The organism is Limnospira fusiformis SAG 85.79 (assembly GCF_012516315.1).
In the GTDB taxonomy this organism is placed as follows: Bacteria; Cyanobacteriota; Cyanobacteriia; order Cyanobacteriales; family Microcoleaceae; genus Limnospira; species Limnospira fusiformis.
Genome location: NZ_CP051185.1, coordinates 37,309 through 60,522, shown reverse-complemented (window position 1 = coordinate 60,522; position 23,214 = coordinate 37,309). Strand labels below are relative to the sequence as shown.

20 protein-coding genes and 1 pseudogene are annotated in these 23,214 nt (G+C 44.1%); 12 read left to right on the top strand and 9 right to left on the bottom strand.

Going from position 1 to position 23,214, the window contains the following annotated elements:
- Window positions 1–572 precede the first annotated feature (572 nt).
- Window positions 573–794, top strand: coding sequence for a hypothetical protein (locus tag HFV01_RS00300; protein ID WP_193520192.1), 222 nt, complete (start codon window positions 573–575; stop codon window positions 792–794).
- Between the two features lie 242 nt (window positions 795–1,036).
- On the opposite strand, the gene thrS is transcribed toward HFV01_RS00300, so the two are convergent.
- The gene (gene thrS, locus HFV01_RS00295; protein WP_193520725.1) at window positions 1,037–2,905 is read right to left on the bottom strand and encodes a threonine--tRNA ligase; all 1,869 of its coding nucleotides are present in this window, start codon (window positions 2,903–2,905) and stop codon (window positions 1,037–1,039) included.
- Window positions 2,906–3,134: 229 nt separating this feature from the next.
- Between thrS and HFV01_RS31900 the strand changes: the two are divergent.
- From HFV01_RS31900 to HFV01_RS00275, 4 genes and pseudogenes are all read left to right on the top strand, one after another.
- Window positions 3,135–3,188: pseudogene (locus HFV01_RS31900) on the top strand (hypothetical protein); the annotation flags it as partial.
- Entirely contained in the window at window positions 3,187–4,788 is a 1,602-nt protein-coding gene (locus HFV01_RS00285) for an RNA-guided endonuclease InsQ/TnpB family protein (protein WP_423241841.1), read from the top strand. The pseudogene HFV01_RS31900 and the gene HFV01_RS00285, both read left to right, overlap by 2 nt.
- Entirely contained in the window at window positions 4,789–5,319 is a 531-nt protein-coding gene (locus HFV01_RS00280) for a hypothetical protein (protein WP_006623094.1), read from the top strand.
- Window positions 5,316–7,961, top strand: coding sequence for a MinD/ParA family ATP-binding protein (locus tag HFV01_RS00275; RefSeq protein WP_006623093.1), 2,646 nt, complete (start codon window positions 5,316–5,318; stop codon window positions 7,959–7,961). Before HFV01_RS00280 ends, HFV01_RS00275 begins: the two co-directional genes overlap by 4 nt.
- Before the next feature lie 164 nt (window positions 7,962–8,125).
- Here HFV01_RS00275 and HFV01_RS00270 read toward each other — a convergent pair whose 3' ends face one another.
- From HFV01_RS00270 to HFV01_RS00235, 8 genes are all read right to left on the bottom strand, one after another.
- The gene (locus tag HFV01_RS00270) at window positions 8,126–8,500 is read right to left on the bottom strand and encodes a hypothetical protein (RefSeq protein WP_006623092.1); all 375 of its coding nucleotides are present in this window, start codon (window positions 8,498–8,500) and stop codon (window positions 8,126–8,128) included.
- Window positions 8,501–8,518: 18 nt separating this feature from the next.
- Window positions 8,519–8,701, bottom strand: a complete 183-nt coding sequence (locus HFV01_RS00265; protein ID WP_111890852.1) for a hypothetical protein — start codon at window positions 8,699–8,701, stop codon at window positions 8,519–8,521.
- An 81-nt stretch (window positions 8,702–8,782) separates the two neighbouring features.
- Complete coding sequence (locus HFV01_RS00260) at window positions 8,783–9,628, bottom strand: GGDEF domain-containing protein (protein WP_231296485.1); 846 nt, start codon at window positions 9,626–9,628, stop codon at window positions 8,783–8,785.
- A gap of 534 nt (window positions 9,629–10,162) precedes the next feature.
- Window positions 10,163–10,540, bottom strand: a complete 378-nt coding sequence (locus HFV01_RS00255) for a response regulator (RefSeq protein ID WP_006668345.1) — start codon at window positions 10,538–10,540, stop codon at window positions 10,163–10,165.
- Window positions 10,541–10,586: 46 nt separating this feature from the next.
- Entirely contained in the window at window positions 10,587–12,554 is a 1,968-nt protein-coding gene (locus tag HFV01_RS00250; RefSeq protein WP_006623088.1) for a PAS domain-containing sensor histidine kinase, read from the bottom strand.
- Window positions 12,555–12,654: 100 nt separating this feature from the next.
- Entirely contained in the window at window positions 12,655–14,541 is a 1,887-nt protein-coding gene (locus HFV01_RS00245; protein WP_193520724.1) for a response regulator, read from the bottom strand.
- Window positions 14,542–14,843: 302 nt separating this feature from the next.
- Window positions 14,844–15,083 carry a NifU family protein gene (locus tag HFV01_RS00240; RefSeq protein ID WP_006623085.1) on the bottom strand — a complete coding sequence of 80 codons (240 nt, stop codon included), beginning with the start codon at window positions 15,081–15,083 and terminating at the stop codon, window positions 14,844–14,846.
- Between the two features lie 35 nt (window positions 15,084–15,118).
- On the bottom strand, window positions 15,119–15,391 hold the full coding sequence (locus HFV01_RS00235; protein WP_039932235.1) for a DUF3386 family protein: 273 nt from the start codon (window positions 15,389–15,391) through the stop codon (window positions 15,119–15,121).
- A gap of 308 nt (window positions 15,392–15,699) precedes the next feature.
- On the opposite strand from HFV01_RS00235, the gene HFV01_RS00230 reads away from it, so the two are divergent.
- The 7 genes from HFV01_RS00230 (at window position 15,700) to mraY (ending at window position 23,213) form a co-directional block, all read left to right on the top strand.
- Entirely contained in the window at window positions 15,700–16,866 is a 1,167-nt protein-coding gene (locus tag HFV01_RS00230; protein WP_046318660.1) for an IscS subfamily cysteine desulfurase, read from the top strand.
- A 7-nt stretch (window positions 16,867–16,873) separates the two neighbouring features.
- Complete coding sequence (locus tag HFV01_RS00225; protein WP_006623081.1) at window positions 16,874–17,416, top strand: GUN4 domain-containing protein; 543 nt, start codon at window positions 16,874–16,876, stop codon at window positions 17,414–17,416.
- Window positions 17,417–17,655: 239 nt separating this feature from the next.
- Entirely contained in the window at window positions 17,656–18,720 is a 1,065-nt protein-coding gene (gene hemE / locus HFV01_RS00220) for a uroporphyrinogen decarboxylase (protein WP_006623080.1), read from the top strand.
- A 243-nt stretch (window positions 18,721–18,963) separates the two neighbouring features.
- On the top strand, window positions 18,964–19,944 hold the full coding sequence (locus HFV01_RS00215) for an NAD-dependent epimerase/dehydratase family protein (RefSeq protein WP_006668341.1): 981 nt from the start codon (window positions 18,964–18,966) through the stop codon (window positions 19,942–19,944).
- 673 nt (window positions 19,945–20,617) lie between these two features.
- Window positions 20,618–21,373 (top strand): ABC transporter ATP-binding protein, encoded by a 756-nt coding sequence (locus HFV01_RS00210; RefSeq protein WP_006623077.1) that lies wholly within the window; start codon window positions 20,618–20,620, stop codon window positions 21,371–21,373.
- A gap of 361 nt (window positions 21,374–21,734) precedes the next feature.
- Window positions 21,735–21,974, top strand: a complete 240-nt coding sequence (locus HFV01_RS00205) for a DUF3134 domain-containing protein (RefSeq protein ID WP_006623076.1) — start codon at window positions 21,735–21,737, stop codon at window positions 21,972–21,974.
- Window positions 21,975–22,115: 141 nt separating this feature from the next.
- On the top strand, window positions 22,116–23,213 hold the full coding sequence (mraY, locus tag HFV01_RS00200) for a phospho-N-acetylmuramoyl-pentapeptide-transferase (RefSeq protein ID WP_006668340.1): 1,098 nt from the start codon (window positions 22,116–22,118) through the stop codon (window positions 23,211–23,213).
- Window position 23,214 lies beyond the last annotated feature (1 nt).

Below are 23,214 nucleotides of genomic sequence, written 5' to 3'. Positions count from 1 at the left end.
ATGGGATGGCCAGGGATGCGACCCAATCAACCAAGGGGTTGAAGTCCTCACCGGGTAGTTATTTCGCCCATTTCAGCTCTATTTCATACCCGAAGGTCTCGCAGGTAGGGGTCGAGAGGGAAGTCGCCTTCCCCCACTCCCATTCAAAACCGTGCTTGATACTTTCGCATCACACGGCTCCTGATGTAGATACCCCTTGGCAACGGGAACAGGGTTACCAACCCCTGCTTTTGTACTTCAACTTTTGGAGCTAAATACAACATCGTAGTGTTTAAACTCGCTTTCGCCGTTAAACTCCTGTTGATTGCAGTAACTATATCTACACCGTGACTAGTGGGCATATCCTAACCATTACAATTAGGCATTGGCTTTCAGTCACATCCCTTCCCCTTAAAGGCATACGATTACACTTTCACTACTCAACAAGATGTACCTGCCGAGAGCCTAAAAAAAGGGGTTTAAACGTTCCGTTTATATGGGCATTCCATCTTTAGACTTGTCCTTTCCACCGGGGTACTTAAAAAGGTCTGTGTAGGTGTTGTATGGAAAACCCTACTTTTCCCCTTGCTCTTTTGAGCGCAGCGTGGCAACCTATTACGCTACTCAATAATGACGATGGTTCAAGCCAGACATTCGGTTTCCCTAGTCATGGATGGTTGGCAGTGGTCGCATTTGGTAGTAGGTTCTACTTCACGCCTTCCGTTCCCCGCTTCAATCCCAAGGTTGTGTATCCTGAAACTGGGGGTGGCTATCGCCTTTACTCTCTACTCCCTGATTTCTCAGTTTGTTTATGACCTTGAGTCCCCTGCCTTGCTCAGATTTCTCCAAGCGTCGGGACATATAAACAGTTATGGGATGGTCAGGGATGTGAATCCCTTATATTCCACCAAGGGGTGGAAGTCCCACTAGGAGGCTATTTCGGGCATTGCATCCCTATTTCACTCCTAAACGTCTCGCACCCATACTTGGTATTGTACCGTATTGCCGTAAAATGTTAACCTAATTTGAGATTAAATCATGCTCTCAAACTATTAGATTAATAACTTGGGGATTTTTCAGCGATCGCCTTCAATATTTCCTCCGTCAACTGGGGCAGAGTCATCGTTCCCAGATCTCCTGAGGAGCGAGTTCTCACACTCAAAGACTGATTATCTAACTCCCGCTGACCAATCACCACTGTCACCGGAATTTTCTCGAGTTCAGAGTTGCGAATTTGTTTGCCTAAACGTTCCCCAGTATTATCGACTTCCGCGCGGATATTCTGCTGTCTTAAACTTTGGGCAATTGATTGAGCATAATCTCGAAAGCGATCGCTCACCGCCAATACTCTCACCTGAACCGGAGCCAACCACAGGGGAAAATCTCCCGCATAATTCTCAATTAAAATCCCAAAAAACCGCTCCAAAGAGCCAAAAATCGCGCGATGAATCATAATCGGACGTTGCCGAGAACCATCCGTCGCCACATATTCCATATTAAATCGTTCCGGCAAATTAAAATCCACTTGAATCGTCGAACATTGCCACAATCGACCGATCGCATCCTGAATTTTAATATCTATTTTAGGTCCATAAAAAGCCCCGCCACCCTCATCAGTCACATAATCCCAGCCTTTAGTATTCAGAGCAGCAATCAAAGCATCCGTTGCTAATTGCCACACCGCATCATTCCCCACCGATTTACTCGGACGAGTAGAAAGATTCACCTCATATTTACTAAAGCCAAAATCCGATAAAATCTTTTCCGTCAAATTTAACACTCCCAAAATTTCATCTGCCACCTGTTCAGGCAAACAAAAAATATGGGCATCATCTTGAGTAAACCCCCGCACTCGCATCAATCCATGTAATACCCCAGAGCGTTCATACCGATACACAGTGCCTAACTCTGCCCAGCGAATTGGCAACTCTCGATAAGAGTGCAAATGACTTTGATAAGTTAATACATGAAAGGGGCAATTCATCGGCTTTAATTGATAGGATTGGTTCTCAATCTCTATCTGGTCAAACATATTTTCTCGGTAAAAATCATAGTGACCGGAAGTTTTCCACAGTTCCAAATTAGCAATGTGGGGACTGTACAACAACTCATAACCATCTTGCAGATGAGCTTGTCGCCAATAGTCCTCAATTAATAGCCGCATTCTTGAGCCTTTAGGATGCCAAAAGACTAAACCGCCTCCGGCATCTTCTTGGATGCTAAATAAATCTAACTCCTGTCCTAACTTGCGGTGGTCGCGTTTTTTCGCTTCCTCTTTCTGCTGCTGATAATATTCTAGTTCTTCTGGAGTTTCCCAAGCCGTCCCATAAATTCGTTGTAGTTGCGGTAGGGTTTCATCTCCTCGCCAGTAAGCTCCGGCTACACTTTCTAACGCCAAAGCATCTGGATTAATTTCGCCCGTAGAGTTCAGGTGAGGTCCTGCACATAAATCCCACCAAAATTCCTGGGTGGGAATAACCACCGGTGAAATCAGAGACGGTTCGACTTCGGGATGATTCGTCCGCCCCATATCTGGGCTACCGATAAAATAGCGAGTAATGGTTTCTGTTTCGGGAATACTATCCAGAATTTCTAACTTTAATGGTTCATTTAATTTCTCTATTTCTGCCCTAATTTGTTCTCGGTTGACTTCTTCCCTAATTACTGGCAAGTTACCTTTGATGATGCGTTTCATCTCCTTAGTTATTTGCCCCAAGTCTTCCGGGGTGAACGGTTCTTTCCGGTCAAAGTCATAGTAAAACCCCGTGTCGGTGGTGGGACCAATGGCGACTTTGGTTTCGGGAAATAGTTTTTGTACCGCCATTGCTAGGATGTGAGCGCAGGTGTGGCGAATTCGCCGCAGCTTTTCTCCATCTCTTTGGGAATGGTTTTCCTCAGAGGTGGGACGGTTGATTTGACTGAGCATATTAACCCCATCGTGAGAACGATTATCATTTTACTAGATCGCCTGAGCAATGGGCAAGTATTGGGTTGAGGGACAAGTATTGCGTTAAGGCGATCGCCTCCCAAGGTTTGATCAAATCCTAGAGAGCATGATTTAATCTCAAATTAGGTTAATATTTTAGGGCAATATGGTATAAGAAGCGAGAAGAGTTGAGGATAAACCTATTGCCAGATATGTCAAACCCAAGGAAGTGGCTCAAATCCTTGGAGTCCATGAAAGAACACTCCGCAGATGGGACAAAAATGGCTCAATCGAGACCATCAGAACCCCCGCTGGGCAACGACGGTACAACGTTGAGTCATATACTGCTGCCAAATCAGGCAGTGACAAACGCAAAGTCGTTATCTATGCCAGAGTTAGTAGCCGCGCCCAGCAGTCCGACCTCAACCGACAGGTGGCCGCACTGTCCAACCTCTACCCCGAAGCAGAAGTCGTCTCAGAAATCGGAGGCGGGCTCAACTTCAAGGGAAAGAAAATGCTGGCCTGACTGGGACATCATTTGTCAGGAGATGTCCGCATGGTTGTCGTTGCCCACCCAGACCGATTGGCAATATGGGGATTTGACTTGTTTCGATGGCTCTGTGAGCAAAACAGGTGCTCACTCATGGTTCTCAACCAGACAAGTCTCAGTCCAGAACCAGAAATGGTTGAGGACATCCTCGCCATCCTCCACTGCTTTAGCTCCAGATTATACGGACGGAGTAAATACAAAACTCAGGTCAAAGAAGATCCGGATTTACCCCAGCCCCGAGCTAAATCAAGTCTGGCGTAAATGGCTGGCTGCTTGTAGGTATTGCTACAACCAAGCAATTGCATTATCTAGGAGTGGTAAACGACTAAGCAAGTTAAAGTTACGCAATAAAGTGATGCAGAGTGACTTACCCGAATGGGTCAAAGAAACACCCTGCCACATTCGGCAAAATGCCATCTTTGATGCCTATCAGGCTTTGAGCGCCAGTCCTGATGCCAGGTTTAGAAGTTGTCGTGACAGCTCTCAAGGGATTAAGTTCAATAATACTAATTTCTCTTCAGGGAGTTGGTATCCAAGACTAACGAAAGGATTAACTTTCATGGTTTCCGAACCCATCCCTAAAACTTGCGGGCAAGGGACTCAGTTGGTGTTTACCAAAGGTCGATGGTTGGCGATTTTCCCTGAACCAGTTGCCGTTACCCCAACTGAAGCGAATGGCGTAATTGCATTAGACCCGGGTGTGCGAACTTTCATAACCGGGTTTGATGGTTCACGATTTCTGGAATTGGGCTCCGGGGATATTGGAGGCATTACTAGGCTATGTCAACATTTGGATGATTTGATGAGCCGAATCGCCAAGGAACCCTGTCGTTCAAGAAGGCGACGGATGAGGCAAGCGGCTCAACGAATGAGAACCAAAATCCGCAATCTAGTTGATGAAGCCCACAAACAAATTGCTCACTACTTGACTCACAACTACAGCATAATTTTTCTGCCGACCTTCGAGACTTCCAACATGGTTGCCAAAGCCAAGCGGAAAATCAAATCCAAGACTGCCCGCGCCATGCTGACATGGGCGCATTATCGATTCAAACTAACCCTGAGACATCAAGCCGAGATAACTGGAACCACAGTTGTAGATGTGACGGAAGAATACACCAGCAAAACCTGTACTCACTGTGGTCATGTGCATTCCCAGCTAGGTGGCTCAAAAGTGTTCCGATGTCCTGAGTGCGGGTTCACTCTACCCAGGGACTGGAACGGTGCTTTTGGAATCTTTCTAAAAGCTTTGCGGGATACCGCCTCTGTTACCTTAACGGGTAATAGTGCTATCGTCGCATTGTCAGGCAATAGCCGGATAAATGTCGCGTAAATGTATCAGCTAAAATTCTCAAATACAGTCGTGATCGCTATAGCCAAAGAACCAAAGGCGATCGCCTACTTATCCCCTCTGAAAACAAAGATAGTCAAAATGCAGGGTTCTCAAAAAATTCAGGTCGGGGTGAGCGACTTACGGCAAGCCTTTCATACTCATTTTCAATCGGCTGAACAAATTAAACATATTTCGGCTTATTTACTCCTATTCTATGCGGTTGAATGTGGGCTAAAGAGCATTTTTCTCAAACGAAACCAGTTGCGAACCACAGCACAGATTCCCGATCCAACCCTCTTATCTGAATCTGGTCATAACCTAGATAGATGGGTCAAGGAACTGAAAATTTCCGCCAGCACAATTAGCCAAACTCCTAATTTTCATCTAGCCAAAGGTGGTTCAACTTTAAACATAGAAAAAGCTCATCAAGTTTGGCGATATGGTATTAAGATTAAGCCTGAAGATGAAAAAGTTTTAGTTGAGTGGTTAAACAGTATTAGCCAATGGATTAAGGAGAACATAAACCGATGATTCCCTCAGATATTCGTCTTTATACTTGGGTTGATGTAGAAGAAGTTTTGCTGCGGAAACAAAAGCAAAATGAATGGCCAAACGGGTTGGTTTGGGCGCGAACCTACTGGGACGGGTTAACCATGGGAATTCGTCCGGGAACTCAAGCAGAAGCCCACGATTGGCTGAGTGAAATCTACGACCCTCGCTTCCGAAATAATTATATTATCTTAGAGAGTGTTGATGAAAATCAACGGATTTTGCCGATTTGTTGGGAAGAAACCGAGGAAGACCCCCCAACTCCTAGACTGACTCCGAGTTTATCCAGACCTGGAGTGCTTTTTCCTCCTAGTGAGAATGTCGAACCTCCGGCTATTATGCCATCAGATTTTCCCCCAGTGGTGGCGTTTCATTCTTTTAAAGGTGGAGTGGGAAGGACTACTCATGCGATCGCCTTAGCCAAGGCTTTAACTGCTAAAAAACAAACGGTTCTGTTAGTTGATGGGGACTTAGAAGCTCCGGGAATTAGTTGGTTATTTGAGCGAAGATTGCCCTATCCTCCCGTTTCTTTTGCGGACTTGTTAGCATTGGTTCATGGTGATGAATCTCCCCATTATGAAACCGCCATTCAATTAGTGAGCGATCGCCTACAAAATGCCTTAATTGATGGGATATTTATTCTGCCATCATTTCGCTCTACTTCAGGATTTACCTCTTTAGAAATTCGACCAGAACATCTGATCCAAGGTTCTAAAAATGCTTTTATATTGACCGATATCTTAGCCCGTCTCGGGAAATATCTGGGAGTCGATGTGGTCTTGGTAGACTTGCGGGCTGGACTCTCAGAATTAGCGACAGGTTTAATTTTAGATCCGCGAGTTTATCGGATATTTGTTACTACCCTGAGCGGACAATCGATCGCCGGAACGGCGAGAGTTTTAGAACTGATTGGAGAGCGATCGCCTTCCACCAGAGAAGAAGACCCATTCCCCGCCTTAATTTTCAGCCAAGTTCCTGAAGATAAAAAATTCACCGATTGGGTGATTGAACCTGAACAACAATTGCTGGAAGCCGCCAAAACATTTATCGAAGACAATGGGGATATTCTCAGAGTAATTACCCCCTTTGCTGATAGTTTGCTGGTTTTACCTCCTACTTGGGAAGAGGTGATGAGTAAGCTAGAGCGATCGGGTATTGTAGATGCAGTTAGTCCACTGCTAGATTGGTTGCCTAGTCCAAGTGGTGCATCAATCCCAGAAAGTCTTCCTAGTTTAAGTTTAAAATATCAACGACAACAGATTAAAGAATTGGCGGAAAAATTGGTTTATGCTGAGACAGCACAAATCGATAATTTTTGGGCAACGATTCCTTTAAAGCAATTGGCTTCAGACCATCGACGACAACTCCCTATTACAGTCGTAGTGGGCGCTAAAGGTTCAGGAAAAACTTATACATTTATGCAAATTGTTCGCCGTCAAAATTGGGAAAAATTTGTCCAGGAAACTGGGGAAACAGTCACAAATAATGCCTTGATAGCTCCCATATTATCATCAAACAATTTAGAGGATAATGCCAAAAAAATAGTCGAAAATGTGCAAAGAGAAACTGCCAAAATATTAATGTTTTCTCATCCTAAATCCTCTAACGATATTCGGGATTATATAAGACAAAATCAGACGGGAAACCTCCATGAAGGTCAGTGGCGGGAATGTTGGCTAGATGTCATAGCTTGGGGGGTGGGATTTAAACCGGAGGAAGCCGGGGCGGGTCGAAAATTAACCGACCATTTATTTAAAAACAAACAGCAGCTTATTGTCGTCATTGATGGGCTAGAAGACTTATTTCAAAACTTTGATAATGATGAAAATCAACAAAAAGCTCTACGCGCTTTACTGCAAGAAGTACCGGAATGGTTGGCGCAACAGCCCGGTCGTCCTTTGGGAATAATTATTTTTGTCCGGCGAGATATTGTCTTGGCGGCGGTGCGTCAAAATGCCGCTCAGATGATGGCTCGTTATCAGCCTTATGCCTTAAAATGGAATCGGCAAGAAGCACTTAGATTAGTGGTTTGGGTTACCAAAAAAGCCCTTCCAGATTTTAACATTAATCTTGACAAATTGCCAAATATGAGCGAGGAGGAAATCACCGATACTTTAGTCCCACTGTGGGGTAAAAAATTGGGTAGTGAAAAATCTAAAGAAGCTCGTTCTGTGCAATTTGTCCTGGCTGCTCTTTCTGATTTCAACGGTCAAATTCAATCGCGAGATTTGGTCAGATTTTTAAAGATAGCCGCCGATAAATCTATGAATGATACTCGGTGGCAGGATCGAATCCTGATTCCTAAAGCAATTCGGGATGCTTTACCGGAATGTAGCAAGGAGAAAATAAAAGAAATTCAGACCGAAAATACTGCCTTAAAAAAGATTTTTGCGAAATTACAGAAATTGGCAGACGCTAACCGCAAAATTCCTTTTAGCCGCGAAGCTGCTCAGTTATCGACTGAGGAAATTAAAACCTTATTAGATAATGGCGTAGTCATTCAGGAAAAAGATGATTATTATATGCCGGAAATCTTCCGTTATGGGTTAAACTTTGGACTGATAGGTAGGGCGCGCCCTCGCGTTTTATCTCTGGCTCGGCGTGCGGCGGGACAAAGTTCTTAATTGGTCAGTAATCAAACCATATATTGAGCAGCGATGATAAATCTGTGCTTTTGACTGATAATTAGCGACTTAGGGTTGCTATTAACAACACTCAGGCTATAAATATGATCATGGTTTTGGGGGCGGATAATTCAGAATGTTTGCTCTAGTGTCGCACAAGCTGATTAACGACTAATCACAATCAATCCCTGGCCAGGGCCTCCATGAATTTCCACTTGAGCTACATCCCCTGTTTCTGAATAAAAGCGAACCGTACTTCTCGACTGTGAGGGTATCGATCGCCATTGACGGGAATTCGAGTCGTACTCTAGGTTTGTGGTATAACCATCATCCCAACGGATCACAATTCTCCGAGAACTTTGTTCAATGGAGCAACCAATTGACTGTGCTTGGGGTTGGTTCTGACCATAAAAACTGCAACGGCCCCGATAGTTTCGGCCGGCTTGTGCTTGACCTGGCTCCATTAGCATCAAGCTGGAGGCGACAAGGACACTGCTCAGGTAGGCAGCCTTCTCTAGTAAATGTGAGCCGAACTTCATGGCGCGTAAACCTTAATATTATTTGATCACAATTCCCCTTTGTTTAGGGTATGACAATCCAATTAACTGGTCAATGGCTTTCGCCCTTAAATTATAGTCTTTTAATCCGGTAGTGCGATCGGGTACTCCCATGACTTGACCAACGAGGTCGAAGGTTTCATAAATGAGCGATCGCCTCGATATTCTCCCCGGTGCAACCAATCACCCACCTGCCAACTCATAACTATCAGCCAACCTCAACGCCCTGTATTTTAATCCCAACCGGGTAAAATAAAAGTCGGGTTATCCCATACAAACTTGGTTGCGACCTTGAGACTTCGCTTGATAGAGTGCGAGGTCTGCTTGCTTCAATAAATCATCTAAGCATCGCACATCTTTGGTCAATTCTGAGATACCAAAAGAAGCCGTTATCTGAAAATCAGATGGGATATCAGGATGGTTAAAGTACAGTTGGGAAATACTCACCCGCAGACGCTCTGCCATGTCTAGGGCTTGTGAAATTTCGCTTCTGGGTAACAAAACCATAAATTCTTCCCCACCATATCGGAACGCTAAATCATTGACTCTCAAAAATTTATTTGTGAGTTTCGCGACTTTTTGGAGGACATAATCACCAGCTAAATGTCCGAACTGATCATTGATTTTTTTAAAATGATCTATGTCTATCAACATTATAGAGAGTGGGAAGCCCATTTGCTGGTGGTAGGCTATCTCTTGTTCTAGCCTAGAATTTAAAAAGCGGCGATTTAATAGCCCGGTCAATTCGTCAACGGTTGCTAACTTCTCAAGTTTTTTGTTGGCTACCAGTAGCTCCCTATAGGTTTCCATGAAGTCGAGTACCGGAAAGCAGAGGGTCTGGGCATTGACGCAGGGGATGGTCAGAAACAGCAGTAAACCCATCATGTGAAAGTTGCTTATTGTATCATCGGTACTCGGAGAAAGGCAGAAATTTAGGAGGATTAATGTTCTGGCAATCAGAACTATAAACAGCATCAGATCAAGCCAAAGCATGATCCTAATAATTGTATTTCTACGCACCGGTTCTCGGAGGACAATTAATCCTGGAATCAGGTAAAGAATTGCATTTAGGGCTGATGTGTAGATTCCAGGTATCCACTTATGGTGCATAATCGATATGAGAAAAATCAGGCTAAAAACAAGTACACTGAGCGCAATAATTAGATATAATTTGTGGATTTTACGATTGATAGATTTGTCTAAAAAAATGAAAATAGAATGGGTTAGCAAAATGGGCATTAAGGCTAGAAATATATTAGATAATGGCAGTGTATATACATTAATTCCATAGCTAAACCTCAAAAACAATAACAGACATCCCAAAGCGAATGAAAAACATCCATAAGCCATCCATTTGAGAAAATCGTGATTCCTAACCTTAAAAAAAGCAATTAAGAATACACCGTTAGCGGTAAAGTTCAACGCGGTAGTCAAAACCAGGGTTGGCAAGTGCATTGATGGTAATAAAACTATTCAATTGGGGTGATTAATATCGCCAGGTTCATCAATGATATGATGGCGTTATTGAACCACAATTACTATTGTACTATCACTCAGATCAAATTTACAGTAAGTTAATATGGTGGTGAAAATATGGTGGGGGCAAAAAAATTTTTGCCCATACCAGGTAGGAGGGAAATAGGGTTAAGTCCAGCCCAGAATTTGGGCAACCTCTTCAGCCAAAGAAAGAGGTTCAAAGGGTTTAGCAATTACACCACTGACACCGAGACTATCAAACTTTTGGCGATCGCTAGATTGAATTTTCGCCGTCAGCAAAATCACAGGAATATCTTTCGTTTGCTGATTCGCTTGTAGTTTTTGAAAAGTAGCAAAACCATCTAACTCCGGCATCATGACATCAAGCATAATCGCGTCTGGGTGTTCGTTTTCGGCTGTTTCTATCCCTTCCATGCCACAACAGGCAGTAATTACATTCCATCCACCGATCATTTCCAAACTCAGTTGGGCAATTTCTCGGATGTCATCCTCATCATCAATTAATAGAATTCGCTTAGTTGTCATCTGTTTTCCTTTACTATTTCTGATTTTGATGCTGCTTTGCATCAATTTAGGGGTTAATGGGTAGGCTGACAAAAAATGTACTTCCAGCGCCAAAAATACTTTCCGCCCAAATTTTACCGCCATGCTGTTGGACAATGCTGCGACAGATAGCCAGTCCCAATCCAGTCCCCCCATTTTGTCGAGAGTCCGACGCATCCACCTGTTGAAAACGACCAAAGATAGTCTCAATTTTATCTGGTGGAATACCACGACCGCGATCGCGTACCGAAATCAAAACATCATTTTCCTGTGGTTTAGCGGTAAAATCAATCCGCTTGTTAGCGCCAGAAAAGCGAATGGAATTACTCAACAAATTGGTGAGCATCTGAATAATCCGATCACGATCAACCATCACTTTAAATTCCAGAGGAATCACACAGAGATCCACCCCTGCTTTCTCCGCCACAGGTAACATTTCATCAGCAGCTTGTATCATCAAATCCGCCAGATTGACCCAATCTTTGTGCATGGGAAGCTGACCCGAGTGCATTCTCTCCAGGTCAAGGATATCGTTAACTAAACGCATGAGGCGATCGCAATTAAACATTGCGATATCTAACATCCGTTGGCTTTTTTCCGGACTAGAGGCTAATAAGCCGCTAGATAATAGCCCCAAAGAACCACGAATAGAAGTCAGGGGAGTACGCAGTTCATGGCTAACGACAGAAATAAACTCATCCTTCATCTTTTCCATCGCTTGCCTTTCCGTAATATCCTTAAATGTGATCACAGCGCCAATAATCGCCCCTTCTTGTCGCATGGGGGTACTGACATACTCCACGGGTAAAATTGTCCCGTCCTTGCGCCAGAATACCCCATCTATAACATGGCGAACCTTCCCATCTTCTAGGGTAGCAAAAATTGGCGAGGGCTGGAGGCTATCTGGGTGGGGTTCCCCTGGGGTCTGGGAACGACAATGGCCTTTAGTAATCTGCCGTAAATCGCTCATGATTAGTTCTCTAATATCATATCCAGTCATGCGCGCCCCAGCCGGATTAATAAAGGTGATTTTACCATCTTGGTTGAGACCACAAATTCCTTCCCCCGCCGAATCAAGAATTAACTCATTTTGGTGGCGCAGTTGCTCCAGGGTACACTCAATTCTTTTACGATAACTAATATCCCTGGCAATCATGGAAATGCCTGTAATTTGACCTAAAGCATCTTTAATAGGGGAAATCGTTAGAGAAACATCAATATTTGCACCATCTTGGCGGACGTGGATGGTTTCATAATGATCAATACCGCCTTCCGCTGTAATGCTAGTTAAAATGCGAGGCATTTCATTGGGTCTTTCTGGTAAAGCTAACATCGAAATCGGAGAGCCAATGGCTTGGGAAGCACTATAGCCATAGATTTGCTTGGCTCCTTCATTCCAACTGATAATTATACCATCTAAGGTATTACCAATAATCGCATCTTCCGAAGATTCTACCATCGATGCTAAACGAATATAATCGGCTTCTGCCTGTTTTTTTGCGGTAATATCTCGACCCAAAATTACTAACCCTTTCCGGACTCCCGTGGCTGTAAAAAGTGGCACTTTCATCACATCATAAATTCTCAGAATGCCATCATTTTGACGGATTTTTTCTTCTTCTTGATAGACTTTCTGTAACTGCCAAGCTTTTTCGTCTTTGCACTGAGAATCTAAAAGTATTTCTTGATAACAAGATAAAGCATTCACGTGTTTAATTATATCAAAAATTTCGGCATCAGTTTTACCACGATAATCAATCTTATTTAATTGCAACAGGTCTAAAACTGCTTGATTTGCCTCTAGCCATCTCCCTTGGCTATCTTTAAAACAAACCAGATCGGGAATAGCATTAATTAGCGTTTGCAATAGTTCGGAACTGGCTCGTAATGCTTCCTCAACCCGCAGGCGATCGGCAATTTCTTGCTTGAGTTGTCGATTGGCTGCTTTGAGTGACTGGATGAGTTTCGTTTTTTTCGGAGTTTTTTTTCTCGCCATTGGATTTTAAAAACCTCATGGAGCATATAAATGAGATGAAATAAAATGACTTTATTTTATGTAGAATTAGGTCATACAATAGCTAGAATATCTAGCGGTTTTAGTGATAGGCAAAATCGGTTCTGGTGGCTAGGTTCTGAGTTCTTTTGAGTCTATTAACAATGCGAGTAGCAAGTTCCGATCCGGTGAAAGGTTTGGTTAAATAATCATCGGCTCCGGCTTGAAAAACTTGCTCGCGAATTTGGCGATCGGTTTGGGCGGTGACAAACAAAACTGGGAGACCTCGCCAACGAGGATCATTGCGGACAATTTGGCATAATTCAATGCCATTGAGATGCGGCATTTCTATATCTAAAACTAACAAGTCAGGGTGGCTTGATTCCAGGGTTTTCCAAAATTGGCGAGGGTCGTCTAGGGTTATGGTTTGAATACCCCAAGGTTGCAGTAACCCTTGGATTGCTGCTAACATTTGGGGGTCATCATCGACAATCATCACCCTGGTATTGATGGCATAATACTGACGGAAAACATCCCTGACTACTGCGATCGCCCTTTCTATGGTGACAGGTTTTTCTAAAAATGCACTACCACCTAGCCGCACTACTTCTACCCGCTTACTGATATCTCCTTGGGTCGTAAATACTACCGTCGGTATGGGGGGCTTTTGTTGGGTCAGGTCAACTAATAGCTGACGGAAAGGATAGCGATCAAAGTTCAGTAGCACTACTTGGGGAGAGGGGAGGAGTTGAAGCATATTTTTTTCCCTACCGCTGGGAGTACGATCGCATATTTTGCGTATCGTCGCTTCTTCCGTGATAATTTCCGCTTGGATCTGATGACGACTCGCTTCTATAATTAGGTTTTGGATAAATGGCTCGTTGGTATCAATGATTAGTAGCCGGGGAGAATCGATTTGCTGTTGGTCAGAGGTACAATTGTTGGGGCTCGCGGTTTCGACTATTTGACGCAGGCGACCAATCAGAATTGACAGAGATGGTAGGTGTTCAATAATTAGGGGGGTGTCAAGTTGCAGGATCAACTCAATTTCACGAGCCACAGTTGACCCTTCCCTCCGTCCGAAGGTTCCCAGTGATCCCGCTAGTTTGTGCGCTTCCTGTCGCGCCTGTTGTTGCATTAACAGATTGATCTGTCCATCATTGGCGGCGGCGATCGCTTTTTCAATCGTGATTATGCGATCGTCTAGGGTCTCTCTAAATCTTTCCCAAACTTTTTGGATCGATTGATTCAGTTGGAATTGGCGATCGCCATTGGGTTCTGAGTTAACCCTCGCTGTCGCTGAATGGGGTTTCTCCAAATTCTGATTTAGCCGATATCCTAACCCATAGACAGTTTCGATAAACTCAGCACCAGCACCAGCCGCTTTCAGTTTTTGTCGTAATCCCTTAATATGAGCGCGGACTGTATTAGCAGAAGGCGGATCATCAAAAGTCCACAACTTATCTAGGATTTTATCAATACTGAAAGTCCGTTGACGGTTCCCCATCAATAGTTCTAGTAACCCATATTCTTTCGGGGTGAGTTTCAGCGGTTTTCCGTTATAACTAACATCGCAGGTGCTAGTATCCAAAACCATTTTTTCATAGGTTAATACTGATGATGTCGCCTCGCTACTACGACGCAGCAAAGCACGGATACGAGCCGATAATTCCGCAATATCTAACGGTTTCACCATGTAGTCATCGGCTCCCGCGTCTAAGCCTTTCACTTTGTCCTGTTGATTATTGCGCGCCGTTAATAGCAGTATCGGAACTTGGAAATTATGCGATCGTAATTGGTGACATAAACTAATACCATCCAGCAATGGTAGTTCTATATCCAGTAAAACCAGATCATAACTGCTGCTTTGGATATATTCCCATCCCTGCTGTCCATCATTGACGAGATCTACCTGATATTTCTGGCTCGTCAGCATGGCGACCAGAGCATCTGCTAGGTGTAAATCGTCCTCAACCAGAAGAATACGCATTGATGCACTTAATGTTGGAATTGTTGAGGATAGATGGATTTAGGAAATCTCTGTTTATCCCCCAACTCCGAGAGCAAAACTCAACTCTCTTCCTGGAGAAACAGCCGAGTAAATTACCCATTTTCCTGAGAAATTCCCCGATACCCATTTAGTTATTATCGTTCCTCACCTATAAATTATAGGGTAAATTCTGCCCAAAAAACTGCCTCTGGACAATTAACCGCCACCCTCTGGCTAATTAGGGGGTTCCACCACCGCTATTGATGAGAACCCCCATAACCTGAAACTAACAGTGACAGTTATTACATAACTGATTCAACTTCCGCAATTTCCGGGATTCTTTCCCGCAGACGGCGTTCAATCCCCATTTTCAGCGTCATCGTCGAACTGGGACAGGAACCGCAGGCTCCTTGAAGCCGTAGCCGGACAATAGGACCGTCAAGTTCTACAACTTCCACGTTTCCACCGTCAGCCATCAAATAGGGACGTAGTTCATCCAGGACGGTTTCCACATTTTCTGGAGTCAGTGCTAAAGTAGTCATGATTTATCGGATCTGTTGTGCGATGTATTGAACAATTATGATCTTACCTCCATTTTAGCTAGTTCGGCTACTTCGTCTTCCTCAACCCAAATCTCTACCGCGCCAGAATCATCGGTTTCTCCTAGGCTCAATTGATTTTGACCATAGGAGTTCTCAAAAGTTTGATGTTGGCGCTCAGTCACCACATCCCTTAATGGGGTATCAACGCTTTGGTGGACTTCTTCCGAGTTAGCTCTGGGGTAATCTGAATTTAGCCAGTATAGCCATGTTGGTAGGCTTGGCGAAACGGCGATCGCCAGCAATCGCAACTCTCAAAACTTAGATATTACCTATTATAATCTATTGACCGTGAATTTACCATAATTTTAGGAAAATTACCGATTTTAAATTATAATAATCTCGGCGCTATGGATATAAATTCTGTGTATACATACCCTAGATCTGATTTTTGGGCTACCATACCCACAGCCTTGTATTCTGATTATTCATTTAAAGATAGACCCCTGGGGGATTTCATCAATATATTATTCCCCATCATTCCCCCTTTTGCTACCAAACCTATGGCTATCTACTCACTCTAAATAATAGTCTCAAGTATTAATCAAAGTTATCACCCATGTCTGCACGTCCTATTTATCTTGATTGTCATGCTACTACCCCGGTAGATAAGCGCGTTTTAGAAGTGATGATTCCCTACTTTACCGAACACTTTGGCAACCCCGCCAGTGTCAATCATCTCTATGGTTGGGAAACCGAAGCCGCCGTCAAACAAGCGCGACAAATTATCGCTGATGCCATTAATGCTACCCCCACCGAAATAATTTTTACCAGCGGCGCAACCGAAGCCAATAATTTAGCCATTAAAGGAGTAGCAGAAGCCTATTTTAGCCAGGGTCGTCATCTAATTACTGTGGCTACAGAACACCATGCAGTCCTCGACCCCTACGATTACTTACAAAGCCTAGGATTTGAGGTAACTTTACTCGGCGTTAAACCCGATGGCTTAATTGATTTAACCGAACTAGAAGAGGCTTTGAGACCCGATACAATTCTAGTTTCAGTCATGGCTGCTAATAACGAAATCGGGGTATTGCAACCCCTAGCAGAAATCGGGAAAATCTGTCGTGATCGCCAAATATTATTTCATACAGACGCGGCGCAAGCCTTGGGTAAAATACCATTAGATGTCGAAGAAATGAACATTGATTTAATGTCCTTAACTGCCCACAAAATCTATGGACCCAAAGGCATTGGTTGTCTGTATGTGCGTCGTCGCCAACCCCGCGTCAAAATCGCCCCGCAAATTCACGGCGGCGGACAAGAAAGGGGCATCCGTTCAGGAACCCTTTACACCCCTCAAATTGTCGGATTTGGTGCAGCAGTAAAACTAGCTTTAAGCGAAATGGCAACCGAAGCCAAACGGTTAACCAAATTACGCGATCGCCTTTGGAATCAACTGTCAACCCTCGACAATATCCGTCTGAATGGTCATCCTACCCAACGCTTACCCGGAAACCTAAATGTCAGTATTGACGGGGTAGATGGTCAAGCATTACTATTAGCATTACAGCCAACAATGGCAGTATCATCAGGTTCCGCCTGTACCTCAACCCGCATTGAACCTTCCCACGTTTTAAAAGCCTTGGGAGTCCCCGAAAATCTAGCTTATGCCTCCCTGAGATTTGGGATAGGAAGGTTTAATACAGAAGCCGAAATTGACCAGGTAGCACAGGAGGCGATCGCCACCATTAAAGTGCTAAGAAGAGTTGTATCTACCCGATAAATAATTCATGGCAAAACCTGAATATTTAATGATTATTTTTACCCTGATTTGTAGTCTCCTATCTTTAGGGATGGGTATGTTCACAAATCCCAGAACTTCTCAGATCGCCCCCCTCCCTCCCGACTACGATCGCCTAGGGAATTTAATCAGCTTTGGTGCTTGGCAAAAAGCCGAACGTCAGACCTATCGAATGATGTTGTTAATTATGGGTAAAAAAAATCAGGAACTCACCCCCAAAGATATCGCCAAGTTTCCCTGTCACGAATTGAGCCAAATTGACCAAACCTGGCACCAAGCCAGCCAGGGGGAATTCAGTTTAACCAGACAACATCAAATCTGGCAAAATTTTCAGCAGTTAGACCCAGATACCCCCTTAACCTTTGCCTCTGTTAATTCATTCATCAAAAAATCGAACATTTGTCGGGATAGTCAGTCCCCCAACTATCCGGCTATCCGTTGTCATGAAAAACTCAACCTAGCCATATTTTCCCGTCTGCAAAAATGCCAAATTTCTCACCCGTCTCCGACCCTATTAGAAACCAAAATTTGACCAGTCCCTCTCTGAGGAAGTCCGAGTCAGAAGTAGACCAGGTGAGTCAACATCAAAAAATCCCCCAGCGCCACCACCACAAACCCTAGTGGTAGCCCATGGCAGATCAACGTTACAATTCTTTACCAAACTTGGGCTAACTCCTCATGCCAGAGATATCCCCAGACGATCGCATAATGGTAAGCTACTAAATGGCTCAATCAATTATTCCTTGACTTAGTAAGTAACATTAATTACCCATGACCGACTCGACCCAAACCCCTTATCTGTTGCGCGCTGCGCGTGGTGAAGTCTTAGACCGTCCCCCCGTGTGGATGATGCGGCAGGCGGGTCGCTATATGAAAGCATATCGCGATCTGCGGGAACAATATCCCTCCTTCCGCGATCGCTCTGAAAAAACAGATATCGCCGTGGAAATTTCCCTACAACCCTTCCGCGCCTTTGCGCCAGACGGAGTGATCCTATTTTCAGATATCCTGACTCCCTTACCCGGTATAGGCATTGATTTCGACATCGTGGAAAGCAAAGGTCCGATCATTGATCCGCCTATCCGCACTCAGTCTCAAATTGACCAACTACATCCTATCGAACCAGAAGCCTCCCTGCCATTTATTCGGGAAATTCTCCAAACTCTGCGCCGCGAAGTCGCCAACAAAGCTGCCGTGTTAGGATTTGTAGGCGCACCTTGGACCCTAGCAGCTTATGCCATCGAAGGCAAAAGTTCTAAGGATTACACTATTATCAAAAGTATGGCATTCAGTGAACCTGCCATGCTACACCAATTTTTGGGTAAACTGGCTTCTGCGATCGCCACTTACGCCTGTTACCAGATTGACTCCGGGGCCCAGGTTGTGCAAATGTTTGATTCTTGGGCGGGTCAATTAAGCCCCCAGGACTTTGAAACTTTTGCTTTACCCTATCAACAGCAAGTCGTTAAACAGGTCAAAGCTAAACATCCTGATACCCCTCTGATTCTCTATATTAACGGCAGTGCCGGAATTTTAGAGAGAATGGGTAAATCTGGAGTTGATCTGATCAGCGTTGACTGGACCGTGGATATGGCTGAAGCTAGAAATCGCATCGGTCACCATTTGGGAGTACAAGGAAATATTGATCCTTGTGTTTTATTTGGATCTAAAGAAACTATCCGCGATCGCATTTTGGAAACTATCCGCAAAGCCGGAAACCAAGGTCATATTCTTAACCTCGGTCATGGAGTTTTACAGAAGACCCCAGAGGAAAATGTTGCCTATTTCTTTGAAACTGCCAAACAAGCAGATCAACTATTGGCAACTCATGTCTAACTGTCACATCTTATTGATTCTCAGAAAATGGCTTTCTTATACGGTTTTCGGTATCCATCAATATACCTTCCCAAAAACTGGTTTTTAAGAATCGTCAATAGTCAACAGTTACTTGCAGAGGGGGTGTTTCCCCTGGTCGGAAAAATTAATTAATCATTAATCATTGATTCCCCCCTGCCTCTCCTCTTCTCCCTCCCTCTCTTAGCCTGTCTCCTCTGTTGTCCGCCTGCCTCTTGTTTTGTTATGACCAAAAGAGTTTTCATCACTGGTGCTAGTGGCTGCATTGGTCACTATATCGCCGAAAGTTTAATTAATCACACTAATTATGAACTGTACTTTTTTGTTCGTAATCCAGACAAGCTAGGCTTTGATTATCAAAAACGACCAGATATTCACATTTTATTAGGTGATTTGCGAGAGATTGATAAATTCTCCGACTTATTAAAAACCATTGATATCGCCATTTTGGCAGCCACATCATGGGGCGGAAAACCTGAAGTCTTTGATGTTAATATAACCAGTACCCACCACTTACTCAAATCCCTCGATCATCAACGCTGTCAGCAAGTCATTTATTTCTCTACAGCCAGTGTCCTTGACCGCCAAAATCAACTCATCCCCGAAGCTGGAGAAATTGGCACCGATTATATTAGCTCAAAATATCATTGTTTGCAGCAGATTTCCCAAAACTATCCTGATTTTCCCCCCTTGCGGGTTCTCTTCCCTACCCTGGTTTTGGGGGGAGATACGGATAAACCCTATTCCCATCTTTCCTCTGGTCTACCACAGGTGGTAAGCTGGATTAATCTGATTCGCTGGTTTAAAGCTGATGCGAGTTTTCATTTTGTCCACGCCGCCGATATTGCTACAGTTGTCCAATATTTAGTTAATCATCCCCCACAGTCTCCACAACCTGAATGGCTGGTTTTAGGAAACCCACCCTTGACATTAAATCAGGCGATCGCCGAAACTTGTGCCTACTATCACAAATCTATCTATTTCTCCATTTCTCTCTCTCTGTGGTTGGCTAATTTTTTCATCATTGTATTTCGCGTACAAATGGCTGACTGGGACCGCTTTTGTTTGAATTACCGCCATTTTACTTACCAAAACCCTGTTAGTCCCTCTACCTTCGGCGAAATTACCCGCTTTCCTACCCTAACCCATATCCTCGCAGAGTTTGCACCTACTACTTCGTCTTCTTCTTCCTCTCCCTCTCCCTAGTCCCCTTTTTTTGTTGATTTTTTATTCAGCCCACCTCCCGCCGCGCCCAGGGGGTTGACAGGACGGGGGAAAACTGCTACGATGAAAGTGGCAAGTTACATAATCGAAATATTAACTTAAATAAAAAAATTGCAAATATCTCGATTATCTAATAATAGCACAAGATGCTCAACTAAGCAACCCCCTCCCATCCCCCTATCGGCGGGGGCGATAATTTTGTTACAAAACTTAATATAAATTAACAAATCTCGCGCCGCGCCCAGGGGGTTGACAGGACGGGGGAAAACTGCTAGGATGAAAGTGGCAAGTTAGATAATGGAAATATTGACCTAAATAAAAAAAATTGCAAATATCTCAATTATCTAATAATAGCACAAGATGCTCAACTAAGCAACCCCCTCCCATCCCCCTATCGGCGGGGGCGATAATTTTGTTACAAAACTTAATATAAATTAACAAATCTCGCGCCGCGCCCAGGGGGTTGACAGGACGGGGGAAAACTGCTAGGATGAAAGTGGCAAGTTAAATAATGGAAATATTGACCTAAATAAAAAAATTGCAAATATCTCGATTATCTAATAATAGCACAAGATGCTCAACTAAGCAACCCCCTCCCATCCCCCTATCGGCGGGGGCGATAATTTTGTTACAAAACTTAATATAAGCAAAGATTATGAAAACCTTTCCGAGAGAGATTGGGAATAAATCTCAAAATGAGTCACCAAAAGCGATCGTGCATTTAGAAGGAGTGAGCAAAGTTTATGGAATGGGAGACATAGAAGTTAAAGCCTTAAATGGTGTGAGCCTGACGGTAGAACCAGGAGAATACTGCTCAATTATGGGAGCGTCCGGTTCAGGAAAATCCACAGCCATGAACATTATCGGCTGTTTAGATCGTCCTAGTTCAGGTTCTTATCAATTAGACGGGGTAGGTGTCGCCCAAATGAATGAAGGGGAACTAGCCAAAATTCGGAACCTAAAAATTGGTTTTGTGTTTCAGCAATTCCACCTTCTGGCACAAATGACAGCCCTCGATAATGTGATGTTACCAATGCTCTACGCGGGAATTTCCGCCAAGGAAAGGCGAGAACGAGCCACAGAGGCCCTAATTAGGGTAGGTTTAGAAAATCGTATGCACAACAAACCCAACCAACTATCTGGGGGACAACAGCAAAGGGTGGCGATCGCCCGCGCCATTGTCAACCGTCCAGTATTATTACTAGCAGACGAACCCACAGGAGCTTTAGACTCCAAAACCACCCAGGAAGTCATGGATATTTTCACCGAAATGAATAACAGCGGCATGACTGTAGTTATGGTAACTCACGAACCCGATGTAGCCCGCCAAACCAAAAGGGTAGTTTGGTTTAAAGATGGTCAGGTGATTCATTCCCACCTGAAACCCGAAGATTTGCATCATGCCATTTAAACAAAAAGGGCGACCCATTCGGCTACCTGCAAATCAGGATATACAAAAATCAATCAATTATCTGTAGTTTCTTATCCCCAACAGCTAGACCCTCAGCAGCACCAGGCGTAGAACTCCGCAACCTCTTCCCGGGTTTGGGTAGAAGGATTTACGGGTGGGAGTGCGGAAAATTTGGTCAAATCATGTAGATTGTTTTAGGAATCGTGGTAAATTATGGACGGCTTCAATATGGATCTCTATTGGTACTTTCTGCCTAATAAACATATAGGAGCCACAGTAAACTAACTCAGGCGCAATAGAGTCGAGGGGATGACTCCCAAGACTCTTAGCCGGGGTAAACTGAATCACGAAACCAAAACCTATGCAAAATCCCTCTTTGCGCGAAACCCCAAGCCATGAACCCGCTGATGTGATTCCATCTAAACAGCAGGTTTCCCTGTTAGACTGGCTAACCCAGACTGGGCGCTTGATTCCGCGAGACACTGTTCAGGAACCTGTGAATAGTTACAGGCCCGACGAAGAAGAAATATCAGAACTCATGGTTGATGATCCTTCTTATGTTGATGAGGATGAAAGCGATGATGAAATCGACGAAGACTAAGGAACAGTGCCACTAATCGGAGTAGCGATTGAGTGCGGGTATCGACTGAGGAAGATTTATCAATGGGGACTCATAAGTTACCCTAGTGCAAATTGTATTTGCCTACAAAGTTTTTGGTGTTGAGGATTGATTGAAAAACCTGTGGATAGTAAATTTACTAACTCCAAGTCCCTACAACTATCAGGATCGTATTTATTACTGTTCCTTTGTTTAGGATTGAGCGCTTTCGCCATTGGCTTGGATATGACAGTAAGCCACCTCTGGCCTACTAATATTTCCTTGTTCGTACCGTTTACCATTTGCGCCTTGGTCGTGGCGGCGACCGGACAGTGGATTATCCCTATCTTAACCCGGATTAAAGCGGGACAGTTCATCCGGGAAGACGGTCCGCAAGCCCACCTCAAGAAAGCGGGAACCCCAACCATGGGAGGGATTTTCTTTATTCCGGTCGGTATTGCGATCGCACTAGCCGGCTCAGGATTTGATGCTAATGTGATGGCAATTTGTGCGCTCACCGCTGCCTTTGGTTTAGTGGGGTTCATAGATGACTGGCAAATCTTGAGACGAAAATCTAATAAAGGTATCTCTGCTAAGATGAAATTGGCGCTGCAAGTGTTGTTTGCAGTGCTGTTCTGTATTTGGTTAGCCTACAATCAGGCTTCGGTAGCATCTAACATCGCCTTACCCTTTGGCTTAACTCTATCCCTAGGGGTGTTATTCTGGCCTCTCGCTACATTCGTTCAGGTGGCGGAAAGTAATGCCACTAACTTAACTGATGGGGTTGATGGTTTAATGGGAGGATTAGGAGCGATCGCCTTTTTGGGAATGGCCGCCTATCTCGCCCCCACTTACCCAGAAATTGCCCTATTTTGTGCCTGTATGTCCGGCGCTTGTGTAGGATTTGTTTCCCACAACCGCAACCCTGCTAAAGTATTTATGGGAGACACAGGAGCCTTAGCTTTAGGGGGAGCCTTAGCTGGGGTGGCTTTGATTACTAATACCCTCTGGGTGTTATTAATTATTAGTTTGATTTTCTTAATCGAAACCCTGTCTGTCATTGCCCAAGTGACCTACTACAAGGCGACTAAAGATGCCAACGGAGTTGGTAAACGTCTGTTGAGAATGGCTCCAATTCACCATCACCTCGAACTTTCTGGCTGGTCAGAAACTCAAGTTGTAGGCTGTTTCTACTGTGTACAAGGCTTACTAATTTGGGTTGTTTTTCTGATAGCTGGTTAGG

What these genes read in the sequence shown, in the direction of transcription:
- HFV01_RS00230 (WP_046318660.1), top strand. Translation starts at nt 15,700, where the DNA reads ATGTCTGCACGTCCTATTTATCTTGATTGTCATGCTACTACCCCGGTA.
- HFV01_RS00270 (WP_006623092.1), bottom strand. Translation starts at nt 8,500, where the DNA reads ATGAAGTTCGGCTCACATTTACTAGAGAAGGCTGCCTACCTGAGCAGT.
- HFV01_RS00245 (WP_193520724.1), bottom strand. Translation starts at nt 14,541, where the DNA reads ATGCGTATTCTTCTGGTTGAGGACGATTTACACCTAGCAGATGCTCTG.
- hemE (WP_006623080.1), top strand. Translation starts at nt 17,656, where the DNA reads ATGACCGACTCGACCCAAACCCCTTATCTGTTGCGCGCTGCGCGTGGT.
- HFV01_RS00275 (WP_006623093.1), top strand. Translation starts at nt 5,316, where the DNA reads ATGATTCCCTCAGATATTCGTCTTTATACTTGGGTTGATGTAGAAGAA.
- HFV01_RS00210 (WP_006623077.1), top strand. Translation starts at nt 20,618, where the DNA reads ATGAAAACCTTTCCGAGAGAGATTGGGAATAAATCTCAAAATGAGTCA.
- HFV01_RS00250 (WP_006623088.1), bottom strand. Translation starts at nt 12,554, where the DNA reads ATGGCGAGAAAAAAAACTCCGAAAAAAACGAAACTCATCCAGTCACTC.
- HFV01_RS00285 (WP_423241841.1), top strand. Translation starts at nt 3,187, where the DNA reads ATGGCTCAATCGAGACCATCAGAACCCCCGCTGGGCAACGACGGTACA.
- HFV01_RS00205 (WP_006623076.1), top strand. Translation starts at nt 21,735, where the DNA reads ATGCAAAATCCCTCTTTGCGCGAAACCCCAAGCCATGAACCCGCTGAT.
- HFV01_RS00215 (WP_006668341.1), top strand. Translation starts at nt 18,964, where the DNA reads ATGACCAAAAGAGTTTTCATCACTGGTGCTAGTGGCTGCATTGGTCAC.
- HFV01_RS00280 (WP_006623094.1), top strand. Translation starts at nt 4,789, where the DNA reads ATGTATCAGCTAAAATTCTCAAATACAGTCGTGATCGCTATAGCCAAA.
- HFV01_RS00240 (WP_006623085.1), bottom strand. Translation starts at nt 15,083, where the DNA reads ATGACTACTTTAGCACTGACTCCAGAAAATGTGGAAACCGTCCTGGAT.
- HFV01_RS00260 (WP_231296485.1), bottom strand. Translation starts at nt 9,628, where the DNA reads ATGCACCATAAGTGGATACCTGGAATCTACACATCAGCCCTAAATGCA.
- HFV01_RS00225 (WP_006623081.1), top strand. Translation starts at nt 16,874, where the DNA reads ATGGCAAAACCTGAATATTTAATGATTATTTTTACCCTGATTTGTAGT.
- thrS (WP_193520725.1), bottom strand. Translation starts at nt 2,905, where the DNA reads ATGCTCAGTCAAATCAACCGTCCCACCTCTGAGGAAAACCATTCCCAA.
- HFV01_RS00255 (WP_006668345.1), bottom strand. Translation starts at nt 10,540, where the DNA reads ATGACAACTAAGCGAATTCTATTAATTGATGATGAGGATGACATCCGA.